The 23,413-nt window shown below is 73.8% G+C and carries 24 protein-coding genes; 11 read left to right on the top strand and 13 right to left on the bottom strand.

What is annotated here, in order from left to right; genetic code table 11:
* Positions 1–75: 75 nt before the first annotated feature.
* Positions 76–864 (top strand): dimethylargininase, encoded by a 789-nt coding sequence (ddaH, locus tag J3P32_RS13465; protein WP_210440307.1) that lies wholly within the window; start codon positions 76–78, stop codon positions 862–864.
* A 49-nt stretch (positions 865–913) separates the two neighbouring features.
* On the opposite strand, the gene J3P32_RS13460 is transcribed toward ddaH, so the two are convergent.
* Positions 914–2,173, bottom strand: a complete 1,260-nt coding sequence (locus J3P32_RS13460) for a PucR family transcriptional regulator (protein ID WP_210440306.1) — start codon at positions 2,171–2,173, stop codon at positions 914–916.
* Between the two features lie 77 nt (positions 2,174–2,250).
* Between J3P32_RS13460 and J3P32_RS18550 the strand changes: the two genes are divergently transcribed.
* From J3P32_RS18550 to J3P32_RS13445, 3 genes are read left to right on the top strand one after another with little or no spacing between them, the layout of a single operon-like run.
* Positions 2,251–3,018, top strand: a complete 768-nt coding sequence (locus J3P32_RS18550; RefSeq protein ID WP_210440305.1) for an oxamate carbamoyltransferase subunit AllH family protein — start codon at positions 2,251–2,253, stop codon at positions 3,016–3,018.
* Positions 3,015–4,511, top strand: coding sequence for an FdrA family protein (locus tag J3P32_RS13450; RefSeq protein WP_210440304.1), 1,497 nt, complete (start codon positions 3,015–3,017; stop codon positions 4,509–4,511). The genes J3P32_RS18550 and J3P32_RS13450 overlap by 4 nt, the downstream gene beginning before the upstream one ends.
* The gene (locus tag J3P32_RS13445; RefSeq protein ID WP_210440303.1) at positions 4,508–5,977 is read left to right on the top strand and encodes a YlbE family protein; all 1,470 of its coding nucleotides are present in this window, start codon (positions 4,508–4,510) and stop codon (positions 5,975–5,977) included. Before J3P32_RS13450 ends, J3P32_RS13445 begins: the two co-directional genes overlap by 4 nt.
* On the opposite strand, the gene J3P32_RS13440 is transcribed toward J3P32_RS13445, so the two are convergent.
* The 8 genes from J3P32_RS13440 to moeZ are packed head-to-tail and all read right to left on the bottom strand — an operon-like array spanning position 5,950 to position 12,234.
* Complete coding sequence (locus tag J3P32_RS13440) at positions 5,950–6,618, bottom strand: lysophospholipid acyltransferase family protein (protein WP_210440302.1); 669 nt, start codon at positions 6,616–6,618, stop codon at positions 5,950–5,952. The two genes, J3P32_RS13445 and J3P32_RS13440, sit on opposite strands and share 28 nt — an antisense overlap.
* Before the next feature lie 4 nt (positions 6,619–6,622).
* Positions 6,623–6,955, bottom strand: coding sequence for an MGMT family protein (locus J3P32_RS17920; RefSeq protein ID WP_307861694.1), 333 nt, complete (start codon positions 6,953–6,955; stop codon positions 6,623–6,625).
* Positions 6,952–7,458 carry a hypothetical protein gene (locus J3P32_RS17915; protein WP_246850121.1) on the bottom strand — a complete coding sequence of 169 codons (507 nt, stop codon included), beginning with the start codon at positions 7,456–7,458 and terminating at the stop codon, positions 6,952–6,954. The genes J3P32_RS17920 and J3P32_RS17915 overlap by 4 nt, the downstream gene beginning before the upstream one ends.
* Positions 7,458–8,738: a DUF58 domain-containing protein gene (locus J3P32_RS13430; protein ID WP_210440300.1), complete on the bottom strand. Its 1,281-nt coding sequence runs from the start codon at positions 8,736–8,738 to the stop codon at positions 7,458–7,460. The genes J3P32_RS17915 and J3P32_RS13430 overlap by 1 nt, the downstream gene beginning before the upstream one ends.
* Positions 8,735–9,769, bottom strand: a complete 1,035-nt coding sequence (locus tag J3P32_RS13425) for an AAA family ATPase (RefSeq protein ID WP_307861693.1) — start codon at positions 9,767–9,769, stop codon at positions 8,735–8,737. The genes J3P32_RS13430 and J3P32_RS13425 overlap by 4 nt, the downstream gene beginning before the upstream one ends.
* Positions 9,756–10,193: a hypothetical protein gene (locus J3P32_RS13420; protein WP_210440299.1), complete on the bottom strand. Its 438-nt coding sequence runs from the start codon at positions 10,191–10,193 to the stop codon at positions 9,756–9,758. Before J3P32_RS13420 ends, J3P32_RS13425 begins: the two co-directional genes overlap by 14 nt.
* Positions 10,190–10,981, bottom strand: a complete 792-nt coding sequence (locus J3P32_RS13415; RefSeq protein ID WP_210440298.1) for a DUF4129 domain-containing protein — start codon at positions 10,979–10,981, stop codon at positions 10,190–10,192. The genes J3P32_RS13420 and J3P32_RS13415 overlap by 4 nt, the downstream gene beginning before the upstream one ends.
* 53 nt (positions 10,982–11,034) lie before the next feature.
* Positions 11,035–12,234: an adenylyltransferase/sulfurtransferase MoeZ gene (gene moeZ / locus J3P32_RS13410; protein WP_210440297.1), complete on the bottom strand. Its 1,200-nt coding sequence runs from the start codon at positions 12,232–12,234 to the stop codon at positions 11,035–11,037.
* A gap of 283 nt (positions 12,235–12,517) precedes the next feature.
* Between moeZ and J3P32_RS13405 the strand changes: the two genes are divergently transcribed.
* The 4 genes from J3P32_RS13405 (at position 12,518) to J3P32_RS13390 (ending at position 16,240) form a co-directional block, all read left to right on the top strand.
* The gene (locus tag J3P32_RS13405) at positions 12,518–14,779 is read left to right on the top strand and encodes an immune inhibitor A domain-containing protein (RefSeq protein ID WP_210440296.1); all 2,262 of its coding nucleotides are present in this window, start codon (positions 12,518–12,520) and stop codon (positions 14,777–14,779) included.
* 155 nt (positions 14,780–14,934) lie between these two features.
* On the top strand, positions 14,935–15,585 hold the full coding sequence (locus tag J3P32_RS13400) for a TetR/AcrR family transcriptional regulator (RefSeq protein WP_455430092.1): 651 nt from the start codon (positions 14,935–14,937) through the stop codon (positions 15,583–15,585).
* A gap of 108 nt (positions 15,586–15,693) precedes the next feature.
* The gene (locus J3P32_RS13395; RefSeq protein ID WP_210440295.1) at positions 15,694–15,912 is read left to right on the top strand and encodes a DUF3107 domain-containing protein; all 219 of its coding nucleotides are present in this window, start codon (positions 15,694–15,696) and stop codon (positions 15,910–15,912) included.
* Between the two features lie 13 nt (positions 15,913–15,925).
* Positions 15,926–16,240, top strand: coding sequence for a GlsB/YeaQ/YmgE family stress response membrane protein (locus tag J3P32_RS13390; RefSeq protein ID WP_307861692.1), 315 nt, complete (start codon positions 15,926–15,928; stop codon positions 16,238–16,240).
* Positions 16,241–16,252: 12 nt separating this feature from the next.
* Here the strand turns inward: J3P32_RS13390 and J3P32_RS13385 are convergent, their stop codons facing one another.
* Complete coding sequence (locus tag J3P32_RS13385) at positions 16,253–16,927, bottom strand: ferritin-like fold-containing protein (RefSeq protein ID WP_210440294.1); 675 nt, start codon at positions 16,925–16,927, stop codon at positions 16,253–16,255.
* A 153-nt stretch (positions 16,928–17,080) separates the two neighbouring features.
* Between J3P32_RS13385 and J3P32_RS13380 the strand changes: the two genes are divergently transcribed.
* Complete coding sequence (locus J3P32_RS13380) at positions 17,081–18,520, top strand: DEAD/DEAH box helicase (protein ID WP_307861691.1); 1,440 nt, start codon at positions 17,081–17,083, stop codon at positions 18,518–18,520.
* 7 nt (positions 18,521–18,527) lie between these two features.
* On the opposite strand, the gene J3P32_RS13375 is transcribed toward J3P32_RS13380, so the two are convergent.
* The gene (locus J3P32_RS13375) at positions 18,528–19,361 is read right to left on the bottom strand and encodes a ParA family protein (RefSeq protein WP_210440293.1); all 834 of its coding nucleotides are present in this window, start codon (positions 19,359–19,361) and stop codon (positions 18,528–18,530) included.
* Positions 19,362–19,422: 61 nt separating this feature from the next.
* On the opposite strand from J3P32_RS13375, the gene J3P32_RS13370 reads away from it, so the two are divergent.
* Both J3P32_RS13370 and J3P32_RS13365 read left to right on the top strand, forming a co-directional pair.
* Positions 19,423–20,238, top strand: coding sequence for an SDR family NAD(P)-dependent oxidoreductase (locus J3P32_RS13370; RefSeq protein WP_246850120.1), 816 nt, complete (start codon positions 19,423–19,425; stop codon positions 20,236–20,238).
* A 28-nt stretch (positions 20,239–20,266) separates the two neighbouring features.
* Positions 20,267–20,971 carry an ANTAR domain-containing protein gene (locus tag J3P32_RS13365; protein ID WP_210440291.1) on the top strand — a complete coding sequence of 235 codons (705 nt, stop codon included), beginning with the start codon at positions 20,267–20,269 and terminating at the stop codon, positions 20,969–20,971.
* Between the two features lie 51 nt (positions 20,972–21,022).
* On the opposite strand, the gene J3P32_RS13360 is transcribed toward J3P32_RS13365, so the two are convergent.
* Together J3P32_RS13360 and J3P32_RS13355 are read right to left on the bottom strand one after the other, a co-directional pair.
* Positions 21,023–22,594 carry a sensor histidine kinase gene (locus J3P32_RS13360; protein WP_210440290.1) on the bottom strand — a complete coding sequence of 524 codons (1,572 nt, stop codon included), beginning with the start codon at positions 22,592–22,594 and terminating at the stop codon, positions 21,023–21,025.
* A 174-nt stretch (positions 22,595–22,768) separates the two neighbouring features.
* Complete coding sequence (locus tag J3P32_RS13355) at positions 22,769–23,323, bottom strand: GNAT family N-acetyltransferase (protein WP_210440289.1); 555 nt, start codon at positions 23,321–23,323, stop codon at positions 22,769–22,771.
* Positions 23,324–23,413 lie beyond the last annotated feature (90 nt).

Below are 23,413 nucleotides of genomic sequence, written 5' to 3'. Positions count from 1 at the left end.
GGGCGCACGACGGGGGCCGGTCCACGACGGACCGGCACGGACGTGGGGCCCCGGAGCCCGCCCTAGGCTCGTGGCATGGAGTACCGCCACGCCCTCGTCCGCCGACCGTCGCCTCGCATGGGCGAGGGGCTGGTCACCCACATCGAGCGCAGCGACGACGTCGACCCCGACCTGGCCGTGCGCCAGTGGGAGTCGTACGTCGAGGCGTTCCACCGCGCCGGATGGACCACCGACGAGGTCGAGCCCGCCGACGAGCTCCCCGACTCGGTGTTCGTGGAGGACACGATGGTCGTCTACGGCGACCTGGCCGTCATCAGCCGCCCCGGCGCAGCGGAGCGGCGCGGGGAGACCGTCGCCGCCGAGGCTGCGGTCGCCGCGCACGGCTACCGCATCGCGCACATCGAGGCACCGGGCACCCTCGACGGCGGGGACGTGCTGAAGTTCGGGGGCCGCGTGTGGGTCGGGACGGGCGGGCGCACCAACGCCGACGGCGTCGCCCAGCTCCGCGCCCTCCTCGCGCCGCTCGGCGCCCAGGTCGTGGGCGTCCCGGTGCGCACGGTGCTCCACCTCAAGACCGCGGTGACCGCGCTGCCGGAGGGGACGGTCGTGGGCCACCGCCCGCTGGTGGACGACCCGGACGTGTGGGCCGGACACTTCCTCGAGGTGCCGGAGGAGTCCGGCGCCCACGTCGTCCTCCTCGACGGCACGACGGTGCTCATGGCCGCCTCCGCACCGCGGTCGGCCGAGCTGTTCCGGAGCCGGGGCCTGGACGTCGTCACCGTCGACATCTCCGAGTTCGAGAAGATGGAGGGGTGCGTCACCTGCCTGTCGGTGCGCCTCCGCTCACGCCCCGGCTCCGCCTGAGGACCGGCCGCCCCCGTGGGCCTTGCCGCTGCGGCAAGGTCGAGCCCGCTCAGCCCACGATCTCCAGCGCCCGCAGCGCCACGGCGACGTCAAGGCGCAGGTGCGGGTCGGTCGCGACGGGGCCGAGGATGCGCTGCAGCTTGCCGACGCGGTAGCGCATCGTGTTGTAGTGGAAGAACTGGGCGCGCGCCGCCTCCGCCACGTTGAAGTTGGTGTCGAGCAGCACCTGCAGGGTCTGGCGCAGGTCGGCCGCCTCGGCGGTGCGGTCGGCGAGCGGACCCAGCACGTCGGAGGCGAACGCCGTCAGCTCGGCGCTGTCCGGCACGAGGGCGAGCAGCCGGTGCAGGCCGAGCTGGTCGAAGCGGGTCACCGACCCGCCCCCGTGCACGCGGCGGCCGATCTCGACGGCTCGCTGCGCCTGGCGGAACGCCTCGGGCAGGTCCGCGAGCCCGTGCGCCACCCGGCTGACCCCGGCGGAGAACGCGATCCTGCCGCCGCCGCGGTCGCCGCGCACACCGTCGACGATGCGGTCGACCGCGGCGTGGCCGACGGCGGCCGGCGCCCCGGGGTCGACCGGGACGAGGGTCACGACCTCGCGGCTGAACGCCACCGAGGCGATGCTGTCGTCGGCGGCCGCCGCGACCTGCCGCCACGCGTGGGCGAACCGGTCCTGCCACGCGCGCCGGTCCTCCGGGTCCGGCCCGAGCTCGGCGATGGCGTCGGGGTCGAGCACGGCGACCACGACCACCACCGGCCGGTCGAGGTGCCAGCCGAAGGCCTGCGCGTGCTCGGCGACGTCCTCCTCCTCCCCCGCTCGGCCGAGGAACACGTCGCGCAGGAAGTCGCCGCGGTACTTGTTCTCCACGGCGGTGATCGCCTCGACGCGCGTCACGAGCAGCGCCGCCACGATGGCGGCCCGCTCGAGCGCGTGCACGTCGGAGGAGTGGACCCGGCCGTCGGGACGCAGCGCGACGAGGCGTGCCAGGTCGACGCCGGCGGCCACCACGCGGCGCACGACCGCCTCCCCCGGTCCCACCGCAGTGCCGTCGGGGTCGATCCGCTCGACGCGCACCCGGCCGCTCGGGTCGAGCAGCCCGGCGCGCGCGAGCGCCTCCCGCTGGGCCTCGTCGAGGTGCGCTGCTCGCTCCCGGCCGTCGGTCGAGGTGAACACCACCCCGCAGCCCAGGGCGGCTCCCACGGCCTCCGCGATCGCGGTGAGGTCGCCGCCCTCGAGCACGATGTGCGTCAGCGCGGTGTGCAGCGCGTCCGCGCGCTCCAGCGCCGCGACGGCCTCCGGATCGCTTATCAAGTCTTGGCCCACTTCTGCCCCTCGCTTGTCAGGAAGTCACATTCGCGAGTGTCGCACGGGCCGATAGCGTCTGGCAGGTGACCTCCAGCCCGACCGTGCCGGACGAGCCGGTCATCGCGGTGGCGGCCCCGGTCCGCGTGCGGACGCGGCTCGCCGCGGCGGACGACGGCCCCCGGCGCGTCGTGCACGCGAGCGCGACCGCCGTCTACGTCGACCTCGACGGCTGGTGCCTCGGCCTGGTCTCGGCCACCGCGAGCCGGGTCCCGTGCGCGCTCTGGTCGACGCTGCCCGACCTGACGGACCTCGACCCTGTGGTCCGGGTGCGGCGCGGGACCCTCGTCGTCGGCGGTCGCGAGGCACGCGTCACCCGGCTCGTCGACCCCCGCGCGGCCCGTCCCCGGTCGGGCGCGGGACCCACCGCCCGACCGGCGTCCGGCCAGACGACCGCTCTCGCCGCGGCGTACGACCTGCCCGCCGACGGCCGGCTCACGCCCAGCCACCTCGACCGGCTGCTCGGCCGCGGGCCGGGACTGACGCCGCTGGGCGACGACGTGCTGGCGGGCTGGCTCGCCGCCCGCGCCGCCGCCGGGGCACCCGACGAGGTGCTGGCCGCGGCCGTGCGCCAGCGCCTGGGCGCCACGACGCTGCTGTCCGCCACGCTGCTCGACTGCGCGATCCGCGGCGAGTCGCTGCCGCAGCTCGCGGACTGGCTGGCCGCCCCCACCGACGCCAGCGCCGGCGCGCTGCTGGCCGTCGGCGCCACCTCGGGCGCCGGCCTGCTCGCCGGCGCCGAGCTGGCCGTCGCCTCCCTGCCCCGCCGCACGACCCCCAGGAGGGCTGCATGAAGGACCACGTCGAGCTCCGCAGCGGCGCCTACGCCGACTCGGTGACCCTGCTGCAGGTCAGCCGGTCGGTCCAGGCCACGCCCGGCGTGGTCGCCGCGCAGGTCGCCATGGCCACCGGGCTCAACCTCGAGGTGCTCGAGGGCATGGGGTTCGACGTCCCGGAGTCCTTGCCCAACGACATGGTCGTCGCACTCCGGCTCGACGACGACGCCGACCTCGCGGCGGTCCTCGCGGCGGTCGACGCCGCGCTCGCCCCCGCCCGGCCCGACTCGGGCCGCGCCACGGTCGCGCCGCCGCGCACCACCGCGTCGGCCCTGCGTGCCGTCGCGGGCGGCGCCGTCGCCCTCGTCTCGGTGCCCGGAGCCAGCGCCAGCGTCGAGGCGATGGACGCGCTCGAGGCGGGGCACGACGTGATGGTCTTCAGCGACAACGTGCCTCTCGCGGAGGAGGTCGCGCTCAAGACGTACGCCGCCGCGCGCGGGGCGCTCGTCATGGGCCCCGACTGCGGCACCGCGGTCATCGACGGCGTCGGGCTCGGCTTCGCCAACACGGTGCGCCCCGGCCGGATCGGGATCGTGGCGGCGTCGGGCACCGGGTGCCAGCAGCTGCTCGCGCTGCTGCACCACGCCGGGGAGCGGCTGGCCGCCCAGGGGCACGACGGCGTGGGCGTGCGCCACGCGATCGGCGTCGGCGGCCGCGACCTGTCGGCCGCGGTCGGGGGGCTGGCCACGCGCGAGGCGCTGCGCCGCCTCGACGCCGACCCGGACGTCGACCTCGTCGTGGTGGTCTCGAAGCCGCCCGCCGCCGAGGTGGCCGAGGCGCTGACGTCGTACGCCGACGGGCTCGGGACGCCCGTCGAGCTCGGGCTGCTCGGCCCCGGGCAGCGGGACCTGACCGCCGTCGCGGAGGCGGTGCTCGCACGGCTCGGCCACGACGCCCCACCGTGGCCGGTCGACGGCGCCGACAACAGCGGTCCCGCGACGGGGCCGCTGCTGCGGGGGCTGTTCGTCGGCGGCACGCTGTGCGACGAGTCGATGCTGCTGGCGACCGAGGCGCTGGGCCCGGTGCGCAGCAACATCCCGCTCACCGACGACCTGGCCTTGGGCGACGACCTGCTCGCCGACACCCACACGTTCGTGGACTTCGGCGACGACGCGCTCACGCAGGGGCGCGCCCACCCGATGATCGATCCCACGCTGCGCCACGAGCAGCTCGCAAGGGCCGCCGCCGACCCCGGCACCGGCGTGCTGCTGCTCGACCTCGTGCTCGGCCACGGGGCCGAGCCCGACCCGGCCGCCCTCCTCGCCCCCGCCATCCGGCAGGCGCGCCGCGACCGCCCGGTCCCGGTGGTCGTGAGCCTCGTCGGCACCGACCTCGACCCGCAGGGGCTCGCGCAGCAGCGGGACGCCCTGGTGGCGGCCGGGGCGGAGGTCCACCTCTCCAACGCGGCGGCCACCCGTCGCGCCCTCCAGCTGATCGGAGGCGCCCGATGACCAGCGCAGCCACCGGGGTCGCTCCCGGCACCTCGGGCCCCACCGGGGTCACCCGCGGCGCCTCCACCCCCACGGTCGTCGCCTGCGGCGCCGACATGCTCGCCGACGCCGTGGCCGGGCAGGCCGTCGACGTCCAGCGCGTCGACTGGCGCCCGCCGATGCCCGGCACGGAGGCGCACCTCGCGACCGTCGCGACCGACCCGCGCCGCCCCGAGGCCAACCGGAGGGCCGTCGAGGCGATGCTCGGGGTCACCGCCCACCTCGTCGACGTCGCGCCGGCGGCCGAGGTCCTCGGCCTCGAGCGCGGCCAGTTCCTGCACGCCGGCCCGCCGATCGACTGGGAGCGCGCCTCCGGTCCCCTGCGCGGCGCCCTGATGGGCGGCGCGGCGCTGGAGGGGCTCGTCGACGACCCCGAGGACGCGGTCGCGCTCTTCGAGTCCGGGCGCGACGTGAGCCTGGAGCCCTGCCACCACCGCAGCGCCGTCGGCCCGATGGCCGGCGTCGTCACGCCGTCCATGTGGATGTGGGTCCTCGAGGACCGCGCCACCGGGCGCCGGACGTACTGCTCGCTCAACGAGGGGCTCGGCAAGGTGCTGCGCTACGGCGCGTACGGCCCCGAGGTGCTCGACCGCCTGCGCTGGATGGGCGACGTGCTCGGCCCGCTGCTGCAGGCGGCGGTGCGCGGGACGGAGGAGGCCACCGACGTCACGGGCATCCTCACCCAGATGCTGCAGATGGGCGACGAGGCGCACAACCGCAACCGTGCCGGCACGCTCATGCTGCTGCGCGACCTCTCCCCCGCCATGGTGGGCGCCGGGTTCGACGCCGCCGACGTCGCCGCGGCGCTGCGCTTCGTCGGTGGCAACGACCACTTCTTCCTCAACCTCGCGATGCCGGCCTGCAAGCTGGCCCTCGACGCCGGCCGTGACGTCCCCGGCTCCACCATGGTCGTGGCCATGGCTCGCAACGGCACCGACTTCGGCATCCAGGTCTCGGGCACCGGCGACGAGTGGTTCACCGGCCCGGCGCAGGTCGCCGAGGGCCTCTTCCTCGGCGACTACGGACCCGACGACGCGAACGCCGACATCGGCGACTCGGCGATCACCGAGACGGCGGGCATCGGCGGGTTCGCGATGGCGACCGCCCCGGCCATCGTGCGGCTGGTCGGCGGCACGGTGCCCGACGCGCTGGCCACGACCCGGAGGATGCACGAGATCACGCTCGCCGAGAACCCGCGGTGGTCGGTGCCGGTCCTGGAGTTCCAGGGCACGCCGACGGGCATCGACGTGACCAGGGTGTGCCGGACGGGGATCCTGCCGCAAATCAACACCGGCATGGCCGGCCGCGTCGCCGGCGTGGGCCAGGTCGGTGCCGGCCTGGTCACGCCGCCGGCCGAGATCTTCCCGCAGGCGCTCGCCGCCCTTGCCGCCAGGGCTGCTCAGGCCTCCGCCGGGCGCTCGTTGTAGACGCCCGCGAGCTCCTGGCCGGACAGCTCGGCGATCGCGGCCATGATCCGGTCGGTGAGCTCGCGGCGCGCGCGCCCCGACGGGACGCCGTCGTACTCGCCCGCGACCCGGATCGGCTCACCGAAGCGCACGCTCACCTCGGCCAGCCGCGGCCGGCTGGACCCGACGGGCTGGATGTCCTCGGTGCCCTGCAGCCCGACCGGGACGACGGGGCAGCCGGCGGTCAGCGCCAGGTGGGCCACCCCGGTGCGGCCGCGGTAGAGCCGCCCGTCCCGTGAGCGGGTGCCCTCCGGGTAGATCCCGAACGCCTCCCCGCGTCCGAGCACCTCCAGCGCGGTGTCGAGGCTGGCGAGGGCGGCCCTGCTGTCGTCGCGGTCGACGGGCAGCATGCCCAGCCCCTCGAACCAGGCCCGCTGCGCGGCGCCCTTGAGCCCCGTCCCGGTGAAGTAGTCCGACTTGGCCAGGAAGACGACCTTGCGCGGCACCACGCACGGGATCACCACGCTGTCGACGAACGACAGGTGGTTGCTCGCCACGATCACCGGGCCGGTGGGCGGCACGTGGTGCAGGCCCTCGATGGTCGGCCGCCACACTGCGCGCGCCAACGGAGGGACGACGCTGTGGAGCACCGAGTAGAGCATGGCGTCATTGTGCCCCGAGGCGCGGCTGCCAGAAGGCACGCGCCATGTCCACGGACCCGCCCGGACGCAGCGGCGTCCCCTCCTCGAGGTAGGCCTGGCGCGCCTCGGCGTCGTGCGAGGGCGGCAGCGACCCGTCGGCGCGCACCACCCGCCACCACGCGACCGCGGCGCCGTGCGTGGCCATCACGGTGCCGACCAGACGCGGACCACCGCGGCCGAGCCGCTCGCCCACCACGTCGGCGATGGCGCCGTACGTCGTCACCCGCCCGCGCGGGACCGACTCGGCGCACTGCAGCACGAGCTCGACGTAGAGCTCGCGCTCCTCGGCGGTCGTCACGCGGGCCCGGGCCGCACCAGGCGGGCGGTGAGGAGCAGCATCGCGACGGTCGTCGCCGCGGCCGCCAGCCACAGCCACGACGGCGCGGCCCCCGGGTCGAGGCCGCGGACCGCGAGCCACGCCACGGGCAGCGGCACGAGCGCCAGCAGTCCGCGGGCCGACCAGCGCCGGGCCAGGCGGCGGTCGACCGGGAGCGTCGCCGGGCCGTAGGAGACCACCGTGGCCGCCACGTGCGCCGCGACCAGCAGCGCCCCCACGACCAGCACCCGCCAGTCGACCACCCCGTGCGCGGCCCACCAGCCGGCGACGAGCGCGAGCGGCACGACGCCGACGGCGTGGTCGGGCAGCCACGCCCATGCCGCGGCCGAGACCACCACCCCGGCGAGGACCGTCCCGTGCGGGGCCTCCGGCAGCGCCAGCGCCAGCGCGGCGCACGGCAGCACGAGGAGCAGCGCCCGGAGGGCGACGACCGTCGCGGTGACGCCGGGCCGCAGGACGCGCATCAGGCACGCACCTTCGGCACCTGCGCACGGCGCGCCAGCTGGTGCAGCACCGTGTCGAGCGTGCCCGGTCCCCGCCACGGCACCACGGGTGTGCCGAGGGCGGCCAGGCGTCGCAGCCGGTCGTCGCGCTCGATCCTCTGCATCCGTGCCGCGAGGCTGGGCAGGGCGAGCCGGTCGGCGCCGTCGGGAGCGGTGAGCGCGTCGCCCAGCGTGTCGACCACCACGACCGACGCCCCGGCGCGCTGCAGGCCGGCCGTCGCGGTGACGAGCGGCGTGAACAGCATCGGCGACAGCACGTGCACCACGCTGCCCGCTCCCGCGCCCAGGTCGAGCCGCTCGGGAGGGGTGCTGCGCGCCTCCGCGCGCACCCGGGCGAGGGTGCCCTGGAGCCGCTGCAGGTGCCGGGGGCCGGACCCGAGCGGCACCCGTGCGCCGTTGGCGGCGACCACGAGGAGCCCGACCCGGTCGCCGGTCCGGACGTGGTGCTCGGCGAGCGCCGCCGCTGCCCGCACGGTGAGGTCGAGGGTGCTGGCCGCACCGTCGATCCCGCCCGAGACGCCGATGTCGCGCAGCCCGTCGACGACCAGCCACACCCCGGCGTCCTGCTCGGCGCGCGTCGTCACGACGTGCAGCTCGCCCGTGCGCAGCGAGACCGGCCAGGTGATCCGCTTGAGGCGGTCGCCGGGCGCGAAGGGCCGGATGCCCTCGAGCTCGGTGCCGCTGCCGAGCCGCCGCGAGCGGTGCCGTCCGACGAGGCCGTCGGGCTGCGGCACCTCCGCCCGGGTGTCGTACGGCGCGGTCTGGGGCAGCACCACGAGGCTGTTCTCGGGCAGCGGCACCGGCCCGAAGCGCCAGCCCGCCCACGCGCTGGTGAGCGCCACCCGCTCGGCACCCACCGCGCGCCGGCCCCACCGGCGCGGGCTGAAGGCCACGCCCGGCAGCCCCTCGTCGACGAGCGAGCCCACCGTGCCGTACGTCGGCGAGGTGGCGACGTGCACCGCCCGGGCGGCGACCCGGGTGACGTGCTCGACACCGGCGAGGTCGTCGACCTCCAGGCGCGAGGTCGTGCCCTGCCCCTCGTGGAGGCGGTGGTGGTCGAGGCGGGCGACGAGCCGCGGCGACCGGCGCGGCCGGCCGGCGAGCCCCATCGCGGCGAGGACCACGAACGGCGCGGCCAGCACCACCAGCACCTCCTGGCCGAGCACGACCCCGCCGCTCACACCACCGAGCGCGAGCAGGCACGACCGGACCAGCGCCGGGGTGGGCCGCCACGAGGTCACCGCTGCGCGCCCCCTCCGGCGCCCGGGGACTCGAGGGTCCGCGGCGTCGCCACACCGGACAGCACCGCGTCGACCACGCGCGTGCCCGAGGCCTGGGTCATCCAGAGGTCCGGCTTGATCGTGATCCGGTGCGCGAGCACGGCGCGGGCGACGACCTTGACGTCCTCGGGCACGACGAAGTCCCGGCCCCGGATCGCCGCCCACGCCCGCGCGGTGAGTACCAGGCCGAGGCTGCCGCGCGGCGAGGCCCCGGTCAGGACGTCGGGGTGCGCCCGGGTCGCGGCGACGAGGTCCACGCAGTAGCGCGCCACCGACTCGTCGACGACCACCTCCTCGACGGCGGCCTGGGCGGCCGTGAGGCCGGCCGCGTCGGTGACCTGCGCGATGTCGACCTCCTCGCGCCGGCGGTCCAGCCGCCGGCGGAGCACGTCGTGCTCCTCCCGTGCGGTCGGGTAGCCGAAGCCGACCCTCAGCAGGAAGCGGTCGAGCTGGGCCTCCGGCAGCGGGTACGTGCCCTCGTACTCCACCGGGTTGGCCGTGGCCAGGACGTGGAACGGGCTCGGCAGCGGGTGCGTCTGCCCCTCGACGGTGACCTGCCCCTCCTGCATCGCCTCGAGCAGCGCGGCCTGCGTCTTGGGCGGGGTCCGGTTGATCTCGTCGGCGAGCAGCAGGCCGGCGAACACGGGGCCCGGCCGGAAGTCGAACTCGGCGCGGCGCTGGTCGTAGACGTAGGAGCCGGTGAGGTCGGCCGGCAGGAGGTCGGGGGTGAACTGCGCGCGGGAGAACTCCAGGCCGAGGGCACCGGCGAACGAGCGGGCCGCGAGCGTCTTGCCCAGGCCGGGGAAGTCCTCGAGCAGCACGTGCCCCTTCGCCAGGATGCCGGCCAGCACCAGCGCCAGCACCTCGCGCTTGCCCACGACGGCGCGCCCCACCTCGTCGAGCACGCGCTCGGCGAAGGCCGCGACCTGCGCGGGCGCGGCGGGCGCCGACAGCCGGTCGGGGGCTGGGCCGGGGCGGTCAGCTTCGGTCACGGACGTCCTCGATTCGGGTCAGGATGCGGTCGATGTCGGCCGGCGCCAGCCGGTGCGTGCCGGCCAGCTCCCGCTGCACGGCGTCGCCCAGCCCGGGGTCGCGGGCCCGCGCGAGCGCCACGAGCCGGTGGGCCAGGGCGTCGGAGGGGTGGTCGGCCTGCTGGTGGCTCGACAGCACGCGGAGGTCGGGCGTCGCCTCGTCCACCCGGTCCGACGGAGCCGGCGGTCCCTGCTGCCACTCGGCGGCGGGCACGTCGACGGTGTCGATGACCAGGTACGCCGTCGCCAGCACGACGACCGACCAGACGACGTACGGCAGGAGCCGGGGCTCCATGTCGAGCCAGGCCGTGACGGCGTAGCCGATCCCGGCGAGGACCACGCCCCCCGCCGCGCGACCCCGCCACAGCGCGGGGAGCCGGCTCATGCGTCCACCCCGAGGCTGTTCCTCAGGACGGCCAGGGCGGCCAGCGCCTCCGCGCGGTGCGACTCCGTGACCGGGTGGTCGGAGAACCGGGCCTCGCGGTAGAGCTGCGCGAGCCGGCTCACCGAGCCGGTGTCGGCGTCGGCGATGTCGAGGATCCGCACGGCGTACTCCGAGGAGGTCTCGGACGGCCGTCTCGCCACGCCCGCCCGCTCGCCCTGGACCTCGAAGCGGTGCCACGCGGCGACGATCGCGTTGCGCGGGTCCCCGTCGCGCAGCACGGCGTCCTGCTCGGCGGCGTCCGCGGCCACCTGCTCGGCGACCCGGACCGGCTCGTCGAGCACGGCGAAGCCCACCGCCGAGCGCTCCTCCGTGCGCGCGCGACGCACCCGGACCTCGCGCAGGACCGTGGCGAGGAGCCACAGCACGAGCGCCGCGACGCCCGCCACGAGCGCCGCGAGGAGGAGCCAGGCGAGGACCTGCACCCACAGCGGCGGCGGCCGCTCGACGACCTCCTGCGTCCCGTCCGCGGACCCGGCGGGCACGTCGCAGGCCTCGCGCCCGGCAGGGTCCTCGGGCGCGGGGACGGCGGTGCCGTCGTCGTCGGTGCCCACCGGGGGCGGGATGCAGCTCGCGGTGGTCGTGGTCGTGGCCGGGCGCGGCCCCGGGCCGGTGAACACCTGGTCGGGGCCGAGCAGGGTCGCCCAGGCGAGGAGCACCACCAGCAGGCACGTGCCGGTCACGGCGACGACGGCCCGTGCCGCCGGTGTCCGGTTGCCCCACGCACGCATGGCGCGACCCTAGGTGACGCCGGTCGCCCGTGCGAGTGGCGCGGGGACGTCGGTCAGTACGCCGGCTGGCTGGGGTCGACCTGGCTGACCCAGGCCACGACGCCGCCGCCCACGTGCACCGCGTCGGCGTACCCCGCGCCCTTGACGATCGCGAGGACCTCGGCCGAGCGGACGCCCGACTTGCAGTGCAGCACGATCGGCTTGTCGCTGGGCAGGTCGCCGAGCGCGTTGCCGTTGAGGAACTCGCCCTTGGGGATCAGCTTCGCGCCCGGGATCCGGTTGATCTCGTACTCGTTGGGCTCCCGGACGTCGATGAGCTCGAAGTCCCGGGTGCCCTCCTCGCGCTCCTTGAGCATCGCCTCGAGCTGGGTGACCGAGATCGTCGAGCCGGCCGCGGCCTCCGCCGCCTCGTCGGACACCGCGCCGCAGAAGGCGTCGTAGTCGATGAGGCCGGTGACGGTGGGGTTCTCGCCGCACAGGGCGCAGCTCGGGTCCTTGCGCACCTTGAGCTTGCGCCACTCCAGCTCGAGGGCGTCGTAGATGACGAGCTTGCCGACGGCCGGGTCGCCGATGCCGGTCAGCAGCTTGATCGCCTCGTTGACCTGGATCGAGCCGATGCTCGCGCACAGCACGCCCAGCACCCCGCCCTCGGCGCAGCTGGGGACCATGCCCGGCGGCGGGGGCTCGGGGTAGAGGCAGCGGTAGCACGGAGCGTCGTCCGCCAGCGTCGGCGCGAAGACCGACGCCTGGCCGTCGAAGCGGTAGATCGAGCCCCACACGTAGGGGATCCCGAGGAAGTAGGCGGCGTCGTTGACCATGTAGCGGGTGGCGAAGTTGTCGGTGCCGTCGACGATGAGGTCGTAGCCCTCGAAGACCCGCATCACGTTGTCGTTGTCGAGCCGCTCGTTGTGCACGACGACCTCGACGTAGGGGTTGACCTCCGCGATCGACTCCTTGGCCGACTCCGCCTTGGGCCGGCCGAGGTCCGACATGCCGTGGATGATCTGGCGCTGCAGGTTCGACTCGTCGACCTCGTCGAACTCGGCGATGCCGAGCGTGCCGACGCCCGCCGCAGCGAGGTAGAGCAGCGCCGGGGAGCCGAGCCCGCCGGCGCCGATCACGAGCACCTTGGCGTTCTTCAGCCGCTTCTGCCCGGCCATGCCGACGTCCGGGATGATCAGGTGGCGGCTGTAGCGGCGCACCTCGTCGGTGCTGAGCTCGGCTGCCGGCTCGACAAGTGCAGGGAACGACACGACTTCTCCTCGACTCGGGGAACAGGCACAACCGGCGCGACGCCGGCTCTGTTCCCTGCCATGGTCGCCCCGCTACTGGCGGCACCCCGACGAGTCCCGCCATCCGGACGTCGCGGCACCCACCGGCGCCGCAGCATCTGCGGCCCTGGGCGTGTCCCGGCCGAAGATCTCCTTGCCAAACCCCGCCGGCGTGGAGTGGAGTAACCCGCTGTGGTGCCCAAGAGCCGGACGGTCCGGTGGCCCTGGGGGGTGCAGGCACTGCCGTATCTCGTGGAGCACCAACGTGAACAAGCTGGCAACCGGCGTCCTCGCCGGAACCGCCACGCTGGCCCTGGGCCTGACCGCCCTGTCGCCTGCCGTGGCTTCCTCCTCCAGCGACGCCCCGGCGTCCTCGGAGAAGGTCAGGTCCAAGCCCGACAACCGGACGTCGCCGCAGATCAGGAGGCAGGCGCGGCTCAAGGCCAAGGCCCGCGCGATGGTCGAGAACGGGTCGGCCCGGGCCCGCACGACGCCTGACGGCACCCAGGTGGTCGAGGTCGCCGAGGGCGAGTTCGTGGAGCTCGGGGAGACCGGCACCGACCGCATCTGGACGATCCTGTCCGAGTTCGGCACCGAGGGCTCCAAGAAGCTCGGCCTCACTCCCGGCCCGGTGCACGACGCCATCCCGCGCCCCGACCGCACCCAGGACAACTCGACGACCTGGGAGCCGTCCTACGACAAGGCCTACTACGACGACCTGTTCAACGGCCCCGGCGAGTCGATGGCCAACTTCTACTCGGCCCAGTCCAACGGCGCCTACACCGTCGACGTGACCACGGAGGACTGGGTCACCGTCCCGGGCAACGCCTCCACCTACGGCGACAACGCCGTCGAGGACGACGGCGGCTCGTGGGCGTTCATCGACGACACCGCGGACGCCTGGGCGACCTCCTCGGGCAGGTCCACCGCGGAGCTCAACGCCTACCTGTCCCAGTTCGACGTGTGGGACCGCTACGACTTCGACGAGGACGGCGTCTTCGACGAGGCCGACGGCTACATCGACCACTTCCAGGCCGTGCACGCCGGCGAGGGCGAGGAGGCCGGCGCCGACCCCGACGCGATCTGGTCGCACCGCTGGTACGCCTACCCCACCACCGCCGGGTCCGAGGGCCCGTCCGTGGACGGCAAGCCCAACCTCAACGGCGGAGCGCGCATCGGCGACACCGACTACTTCATCGGCGACTACACCGTCGAGCCGGAGAACGGCGGACTGGGCGTCTTCGCCCACGAGTACGGCCACGACCTCGGGCTGCCCGACTTCTACGACACCAACGGCGGCGACAACGGCTCGTCCTTCTGGACCACCATGTCGTCCGGGTCCTGGCTCGGCCACGGCGGCCCCGACGAGGGCATCGGCACGCACCCGGGCAGCTTCGGCCCCGAGGAGAAGCTCTTCCTCGGCTGGCTGAAGTACACCGAGGTCGACAAGGGCGCCGGCACGCGGAGCATCACCCTGAGCCCGTCCGAGAAGCAGGTCGAGGGCGCCTACCAGGCCGTCAAGGTGAACCTGCCGGCGGCGACGACCACGCAGGCCCAGGTCGACATCCCCGGCGGTGAGCGGGCCTGGTGGTCAGGTCGCGGCGACGAGCTGCGCAACACGCTGACCCGCGACGTCCCGGCGGCCGACACGGTCACCGTCACCGCCGACGCCTGGTACGACATCGAGCAGGGCTACGACTTCCTCTACGCCCAGTACTCCGTCGACGGCGGCGACACCTGGACCACGGCCGGGCGCGCGCTCACCGGCGCGAAGACCCGCTGGGGCGGCCTCCGCTTCAGCTACAAGGCGGCCGGCCAGGCCACCAAGTTCCGCTTCCGCTACGCCACGGACGGCGGCGTGAACGGAGCCGGCGCGTTCCTCGACAACATCACGATCAAGGCGGACCGGACCACGTTCACCGACGACGCCGAGACCGAGGCACCCGGCTGGACGGTCAAGGGCTGGAAGCGCTCGACGGGCACGGAGACGGTGTCGGACAACCGCTACTACCTCATCGAGAACCGGCAGTACGTCGGCTACGACGCGACCCTAGCCGAGGGCCCGTACAACTTCTCCGAGGCGGTCACCCGACCCAACTGGGTGGAGTTCTTCACGTTCCAGGACGGCATGCTGGTGTGGCTGGTGGACCCGACCACGGCCGACAACAACACCTCGGTGCACCCGGGCTCCGGCTACGCCCTCCCGGTCGACGCCACGCCGAACTCGTTCACCTACAGCGACGGCACCAGCCCGACCAACCGGCGTGAGCCGTTCGACGCCACCTTCGGCCTCGACGTGATCGACCGGACCTGCCTCCACAAGCAGGTCGCCGTCGACAGCACGCTCGAGACGTGCTCGGGCGGCGTGCCGCAGCAGGCCACCTTCGACGACACGCTGGTCTCGGCCTACTACGACGCCGCGAACAACCCGCAGAACTCGGTGCGGGTCGCCGGCGAGGGCGTGAAGGCCACCGTCAGGAGCGTGGACGCCACCACGCGCGCGATGCTCGTGGACGTGACCTACTGAGCCGCCGACCGACCGACGGCTGACCGGCGGGGAGGGACTCCGGGACACCGGGGTCCCTCCTCGCACGTCGGGCTGCCGATAGGCTCGCCACCAGCACCCGGCAGCACCGGCCCGCCTCCCCCGCAGCAGCAGCACCACGGCCCCAGGAGCACCACGTGACCGCAGGCACCACCGAACCCTCCTCCGACGGGGCGTTCGCGCGACCCCGCGGCGGCCGGATGCCGCGGCGCGAGCGCCGCGCGCAGCTGCTCGAGTCGGCTCTCGAGGTCTTCGTGGCCCAGGGCTACCACGCCGCCGCGATGGACGACATCGCCGACCGCGCCGGGGTCTCCAAGCCGGTGCTCTACCAGCACTTCCCCGGCAAGCTCGACCTCTACCTCGCGCTGTTGGACTCCTCCTGCGACATGATCATCGACAACTGCCGCGAGGCCCTCGCCTCCACCACGGACAACAAGGACCGCGTCGCGGCGACGATGAAGGTGTTCTACAGCTACGTCGCCTCCGAGGAGGGCGCGTTCCGGCTGGTCTTCGAGTCCGACCTGACCAGCGAGCCCGACGTGCGCGAGCGCGTCGACCGGGTCACGACCGAGTGCGCGTCGATGATCGCCGACGTCATCCGCACCGACACCGGGCTGCCCGACGAGGCCTCCGAGCTGCTCGCCGTGTCGCTCGTGGGAATGGCGCAGGTGTCCGCGCGGTTCTGGCTCGCGGGCGGTGGCGGGATCTCGCAGGACGACGCGGCGGCCCTCATCGCCGGTCTGGCCTGGCGCGGCATCCGCGGCTACCCGATGACCGACGACCACTGACCCGACCCAGGCACGACCACCGACCCGTCATCATCGAGACGGACCGGACCGACCGGTACGCCACGACGGACCGGCGAACGACAACCCCGACAGCTGAGGAGCATCACCGTGGAGGTCAAGATCGGCGTGCAGCACGCGCAGCGCGAGCTGGTGCTCGACACCGACAGCACGCCCGAGGACATCGAGAAGCGGCTGGGTGAGGCCCTCGCCACCGACGGCGTGCTGCACCTGCGCGACACCAAGGGCCGCGCGGTCGTCGTGCCGGCCGCGAAGATCGCGTACGTCGAGCTGGGGTCCCCGACCGCCAGCACCGTGGGCTTCCGCTGAGCGAGGGCCGTCCGTGGGTCTGATCTGGACCGTGATCGTCACGATCCTTCTCGGTCTGGTCATCGGCTTCCTCGGCAAGGCGGTCGCACCCGGGTCGCGCGACAACATCCCCCTGTGGCTCACGGTCGTGTGCGGGATCCTCGGCGCCGTCGTGGGCAACTACCTCTACTGGGCGCTCTTCGGCGCGGCCGACGGCTACCGCGGCGGCGACATGCACGACACCAACCGCGGGCTGGACTGGTGGCGGCACGCCTGGCAGGTGGGGGCGGCCGCCGTCCTGGTTGTGGTGGCCGCGACCGTCACCGGGCGCCGCGACCGCGAGGCCTGAGCCCCGGCGGGCTCAGGCGTCGAGACCGAGCTCGGCCATCCGCGCCGCGTGCAGCTCGGTGAGCCGGGCGAACATCCGCCCCAGCGCCGCCAGGTCGAGCCCGGGGCGGTCCACTCCCCCGGCCAGCAGCGCCGTGAGGGAGTCGCGGTCGCCGGCCACGCGCTGCGCCTGCGTGAGCGCCTCGCCCATCAGGCGGCGGCCCCACAGCGCCAGGCGACCGCCGAGCCGGTGGTCCTCGGCGATGCCGGCGCGCACGCGCTCGACGATGAACGCGGTCTGCCCGGAGTCCTCCAGCGAGCTGATGATGACCTCGCGGGTCTCGGGGTCGAGGTAGGCGGCGATCTCGCGGTAGAAGTCCGCGGCCAGCCCGTCACCGACGTACGCCTTGACGAGTCCCTCGTAGAAGTCCGAGGGGGCGGTGTGGGCGTGGAAGCCGTCGAAGCTCGACCGGAAGGCCTGCATCGCCTCGGCCGGGTCGGCGCCGAGCTGCTCGAGCCGCTCGACGAGCTTCTGCAGGTGCCCGAACTCCGCGGTGGCCATCGCGCCGATCGCGATCTTGTCGTCGATGCCGGGCGCCAGCTTGGCGTCCTCGACCAGCCGCTCGAAGGCGGAGAGCTCGCCGTAGGCGATCGCGCCGAGGAGGTCGACTGCTGCGCGGCGGTAGTCCTCGTCGGGCGATTCCGTCATGGTCGCAGCCTAGCGATATCATGACGGGGACCGAGCCGCCGTCCTTCCGCCGGTGGCCGCCTGTATGTGCGCGGTCGTCATCCCCTCCCGGGAGCTTTCGAGTGGGTCGACCGCATACGCGTGGGACACCCGACTCTTCCGAAAGCGACCTTCGTGACCACCTTCCGTGACATGGGCGTGCTGCCCGAGATCTGCGACGCGCTCGAGCGCGCCGGCATCACCACCCCCTTCGCCATCCAGGAGATGACCCTCTCGGTCGCGCTCCTCGGCACCGACCTGATCGGTCAGGCCCGCACCGGCACCGGCAAGACGTTGGCCTTCGGCATCCCCGTCCTGCAGCGCTCGGTCGCCCCCAGCGACCCGGCGTACGCCGACCTGCCGCAGGGCAAGCCGCAGGCCCTGATCGTCGCGCCGACGCGCGAGCTGGCGCTGCAGGTCTCCAACGACCTGCACCTCGCGAGCAAGGACCTGGGCCTCCGGGTCCTCACCGTCTACGGCGGTGTCGGCTACGAGCCGCAGCTCGAGGCGCTCGAGAGCGGCGTCGACATCGTCGTCGGCACCCCCGGCCGGCTCATCGACCTGGCCAACCGCCGGGCCCTCGACCTGTCCCACGTCCACGCGCTCGTCCTCGACGAGGCCGACGAGATGCTCGACCTGGGCTTCCTCCCCGACGTCATCACGCTGCTGTCGAAGACGCCCGAGACCCGCCAGACGATGCTGTTCTCGGCCACCATGCCGGCGGCCATCGTGGCGCTCGCCCGCACCCACATGCGCCACCCGATGAACATCCGCGCGGAGTCCTCCTACGAGAACGCCACCGTCCCGGCCACCGCGCAGTTCATCTACCAGGCCCACGACCTCGACAAGCCGGAGATCATCGGGCGCGTCCTCCAGGCCGAGGACGCCGACAAGATGATCGTCTTCACCCGCACCAAGCGCCAGGCGCAGCGGGTCGCCGAGGACCTCCAGGAGCGTGGCTTCAAGGCGTCCCCGCTCCACGGCGACATGGCGCAGGTGGCGCGCGAGAAGGCGCTGGCGAGGTTCCGCGAGGACAAGATCCAGGTCCTGGTGTGCACCGACGTCGCGGCCCGCGGCATCGACGTGCGCGGCGTCTCGCACGTCATCAACTACACCTGCCCCGAGGACGACAAGACCTACGTCCACCGCATCGGCCGCACCGGCCGGGCGGGTGCCTCCGGCACGGCGATCACCTTCGTCGACTGGGCCGACCTGCACCGCTGGAAGCTCATCAACAAGGCGCTCGACCTGCCGTTCGACGAGCCGCAGGAGACCTACTCGACCTCCGAGCACCTCTTCCACGACCAGGGCATCCCGGCCGGCACCAAGGGCCGCGTCGTCGACCCCGCCCCGGCCCCGAAGCGGGAGGCCAAGGACCGCGCTCCGCGCGAGCGCCGCTCGGGTTCCGGTCGCTCCGACTCCGGCCGCTCCGACTCCGGCCGCTCGGACTCCGGTCGCTCGGACTCGGGTCGCTCCGACTCCGGCGCCGCGGAGTCCGGTGACGCGCCGCGTCGTCGCAACCGCAGCCGTCGCCGTACGCGCGGCGGCCAGTCGGTCGAGGCCCCGAAGGCCTGACCTCCGGTCACCGCCTCGATCGGGCGGGCCTCGCCTTCGGGCGCGAGGCCCGCTCGACCAGGGCGCGCGCCACCTCGCGATAGGCGGCGGCGCCCTTGCTGGTGCGGCTCGTCGCGAGGATCGAGCGCCCGGCCGCCGGCGCCTCGGCGAACTTGATCGTCTTGGGGATCGGCGGCTCGACGACCTCGAGGTCGTAGGTGTCGCTGATCGTCTCCAGCACGGTGCGGGCATGGGTGGTGCGGCCGTCGTAGAGGGTCGGCAGCACGCCCCACACCTCCAGGCCGCGGTTGGTGAAGCGGCGCACGTCGTGCACGGTGTCGAGCAGCTGGCCGACGCCGCGGTGCGACAGCGTCTCGCACTGCAGCGGCACGAGCACCCCGTCGGCCGCCGTGAGCGCGGCGACGGTCAGGACGCCGAGCGAGGGCGGGCAGTCGAGCAGCACCCAGTCGTACGCCTCGTCCCCCCGGTCCTCGGCGAGCTGCTCGAGCACGCCCGCGACGACGTGCTCCCGACCGGTGCGGGTGAGCAGGTCGGCCTCGGCGCGGGCGAGCTCGATGGTGGCCGGCAGCAGGTCCACCCCGTCCTCGGTCGCGATGACGACCTCGGCGGGGTCGACACCCCGGGTCAGGACGTGGTGCACCGAGGTCTCCACGTCCTCGGGGTCGACGCCGAGGGAGAAGGTCAGGCACGCCTGCGGGTCGAGGTCCACCAGGAGCACGCGGTGCCCGAGCTCGGCGAGCGCAGCACCGATGGACGCCACGGACGTCGTCTTGGCGACGCCGCCCTTCTGGTTCGCGACGGCCAGCGTGACCGGGGCCGCTGCGGTGCTGTGGGTGCTCATCGTCGGCCATTGTGCCGGACGGGGTCGCGGTCCATCCGGACCTCCTGAAATGCTCGGGCCCATGACGACCTCCCTCATCACCGGCGCGACCGCCGGCATCGGCCACGAGTACGCCGTCCAGCTCGCCGCCCGCGGCGACGACCTCGTCCTCGTCGCACGCGACTCCGCGCGGCTCGAGGAGGTCGCCGAGGAGCTGCGCCGCGCCCACCGGGTCGACGTCGAGGTGCTGGCGGCCGACCTCACCGACCGCTCCCAGCTGGCTCGGGTTGAGGCCCGGCTCGCGGACCGCGACCGCCCGGTCGACCTGCTCGTCAACAACGCCGGCTTCGGGCTCAGGAAGCGCTTCCTCGACAACACCGCGGACGAGGAGACGGCGATGCTCGAGGTGCTGGTCACCGCCGTGCTCCGGCTCAGCCACGCCGCCCTCGGCGCGATGGCCGAGCGCGGCCACGGGGGCATCATCAACGTCTCCAGCGTCGCCGCCTTCCTCCCCCGCGGCACGTACTCCGCCGCCAAGGCGTGGGTCAACAGCTTCAGCGAGTGGGCGCACCTGGAGTACGCGTCGCGCGGCGTCACCGTCATGGCGCTGTGCCCGGGCTTCACGAAGACCGAGTTCCACGAGCGGATGCAGGTCCGGCGCGGCGACGGCTTCATGTGGCTCGACGCCGACTTCCTGGTCCGCACCTCGCTCGAGGACTTCGCGAAGCGGCGGGCCTACTCCGTGCCGGGGGCGCAGTACAAGGCGATCCGGCTGCTCACCAAGGCCATCCCCAACCGCGCCCTGCGGCTGACGCAGTCGGTGGGGGCGGTGAGCCCGCACGCCGGTCACCGTCCGCGGTGGCGGCCCGGCTGGCGGGCCGGCGTGCGGCGAACCTAGGATCGCGGTTCGACGACGGGGAGGTCGGATGAGCAAGCCCGCGGTGGACTACGGCGCGGTGTTCGACGCGACGCCGACGCCGTACCTGGTCCTGATGCCCGACCTCGTGATCGTCGGGATGAACCGGGCGCGCGAGGCGGTGACGGGCACGCGGCGCGAGGACATCGTCGGCCGGCCGGTCTTCGAGGTGTTCCCGGACAACCCGGGCGACCCGGCCGCGACGGGGGTGCGCAACCTCCGGGCCTCGCTCGAGCGCGTCCTGGCGACGAAGGCGCCCGACCCCATGCCCGTGCAGAAGTACGACCTGCTCGACCCCAACACCGGCGACTTCGTCGAGCGGTGGTGGAGCCCGGTGAACGTGCCGGTCCTCGACGAGGACGGCGAGGTCGCGCTGCTGCTCCACCGCGTCACCGACGTGACGGAGTGGATGCAGGTCCGGTCAGGGCGCCAGCTCGAGGTCGTGCCGTCGCTCGACGAGGCGGACAGCGACCTCTACGCCCGATCCCAGGACCTGCACGCCGCGTGGATGCAGGCCAGCTCGGACCTCGAGAACTTCCGCACGGCGATGCAGTCGCAACGCGTGATCGGCCAGGCGGTCGGGTTGCTCATGGCCCGGCGCGGCCTCGACGCGCAGCAGGCGTTCGCCGTGCTGGCCACGCAGTCGCAGCACACCAACGTCAAGCTGCGCGAGGTCGCGGCCGAGCACGTCGCCCGCCACGGCCGGCCGGACTGACGCAGGCCGGCCGCCGGCGCGCAGCACCTCGGCGAGGAGCCGGCGACGGGCTCATGCGTCCCCGTCGACGGGGAGCCGGACGGACACGACGGTCCCGCCCGCCGTCCCGCCCTCGATCCAGATCCTGCCTCCGTGCCGTTCGACGATCCGTCGGCAAGTCGCCAGCCCGATGCCGGTCCCGGGGTACGCCGTCGCCTCGCGGTGGAACGCCTCGAAGACCCGCTCCCTCGACTCGGGCGCGACGCCGATCCCGTTGTCGGCGAAGCGCAGCGTCCACGCGTGCGTCGCGGGGTCCTTCTCGGCGCTGACGTGCACGTGGGGCACCACTCCGGGCGCCACGTACTTGAGGCCGTTGCCGATGATGTTGGACACCACCTGGCGGAAGAGGATCGCCTCCACGTGCAGCGACGGCAGGTCGTCGCGGGTGACGCGGACAGGGCGGTCGGACAGCACGGCCAGCTCGTTCGCGACGTCGTCCACCAAGGCGTCGAGGTCCACCTCCTCGCGGCGCAGCGCGGCGCCCTCGGCGCGCGAGTACGCCAGCAGGCCCTCGATCAGAGAGTTCATCCGCCGTGCGGCGCGGGCGATCGCCGCGGCGGCACGAAGCGCCGTGGCACGCTCCCCCTCCGACTCCGCCAGCAGGTCGGCGTGCATCGCGATCGCCGTCAGCGGGTTCTGCAGGTCGTGGGCGACGGCCGCGCTGAAGCCGTCGAGCTCGGCGTTCGCCGCGGCCAGCTCCTCGTTGGCCCGGCGCAGCTCACGGTTGAGCCGGACGAGCTCCTGCGCGGCCGAGCGTCGCTGCGTGACGTCCACGAGCTGGTGGATGCTGTGGATCGGCGAGCCGTCGACCTCGCGCACGACGGTGGCGCTGAACGCCACCCAGACGTGTCGGCAGTCGCGACCGATGAAGCGCTTCTCGTACTGCAGCTTGTCGACTGCACCATTGAGGAGCCGAGGAACCAGCCGGGCGTCGCGGCGCGCGTCGTCCGGGTGCGTGATCTCGCCGCACGACATGGAGCACAGCTCCTCCTGCGAGTAGCCGAGCATCTTCACAGCCGCCGGGTTCGCCGAGATCACGCGTCCGAAGTCGGCGTCCCCGACCTCGGTCAGGAGCATGCCGACCGGCGCGTTCTCGAACGCCATCCGGAAGCGGTTCTCGCTGAGCTCGAGCGCCGTCCGAGCCGACTCCCGGTCGGTCACGTCACGGATGAAGGCGTGGAACCGGGGACCACCGTCCCACTCCAGCTCGCCGACGCTCAGCTCGACGAGGATGTGGCGGCCGTCCCGGCACACGGCCTCGACCTGCACGGGGTCGGCTCCCAGCCGCGGACGCCCACCGGCCGCGCGGCGCCGGAGCCCCTCGTCGTGGGCCGCCTTGTACGGCTCCGGCACCACCAGGTCGGTGAGCGGCTGCCCGACCGCCTCCTCCACCGACCATCCGAAGAGCCGCTCCGCCGCGCGGTTCCACCACTCGACCCGGTCCTCGTGGTCGAGGACGACGAAGGCGTCCGGCGAGGTGTGCATGGCCGCGAACAACAGCTGGTCGCGTGAGGCGGCAGCATGGTGTCCGTCGGTCGCGGCCGCGCGGAACACAGACGTCTCGCGCCCGGCCCCACCCTCCATGTCGGTCAGTATGGACCCTGGCGGCCCCTTCGCGGCGGGTCGTGCACGAGCGGGGTCCGGCAGGCGGTGCGTGCAGGACCCAGAAGGAGGCAGGAGGACGACATGGGGCCGTGGGTTCCTACCACGTGGCACGCCATCGGCACGAACGCACGCACAGACGCGGCGATGCGATGCCTACGCGAGGTGGAGATCCGACGCGATCTTGCTGTAGACGGCGAGATCGACCCTTCCGGAGTGAACGAGTCCGGCCGACCGCGCGACGCCCTCGTGGATGAACCCGGCCGACTCAGCCGCCTTCTGCGAAGCCTTGTTGCCGGTGGCGCACTGGATCACGACCCGCGCCATGCCCTGGTCAGACATGGCCCAGTCGGACAGGACCCGGGACGCCTTGCCCGCCAGCCCGCGTCCTCGCGCCCAGGGCGCGACCCAGTAGCCGATCTCGGTCTGACGCACGAGCCAGTCGGTGTTCTTCAGGTCGATGACGCCGCACAGCCTCCCAGCGATCTCGATCCGTCGCACGAGACCCGCGCCGCTCGTGTGCATCTCGGGTGCCATCTCCTGGATGAACCCACGCGCTGCGTCAGCGGTGTACGGCTTCGGAAGCGGTAGCCATCGCTGGGTGGTCTCGTCACGACATGCCGAGGTGACGTCCTCGACGTCGCCTTCGCCCAGAGGGCTGAGGCGGAAGCCGTCACCCGCCAGCACTGCGTCATCGAACCGGCTGTCCATGTTCAGAGGCTAGAGGTTTGCTTGCAGTGGAGAACATCGCTTCGCACGGCCGCGGTGTCGCCAGGGCTGCGCTCGCCGAGCAGACGACTC

The organism is Nocardioides xinjiangensis (genome assembly GCF_017916385.1).
GTDB classification, from domain to species: domain Bacteria; phylum Actinomycetota; class Actinomycetes; order Propionibacteriales; family Nocardioidaceae; genus Nocardioides; species Nocardioides xinjiangensis.
This window is presented reverse-complemented; position numbering and strand designations above follow the sequence as displayed.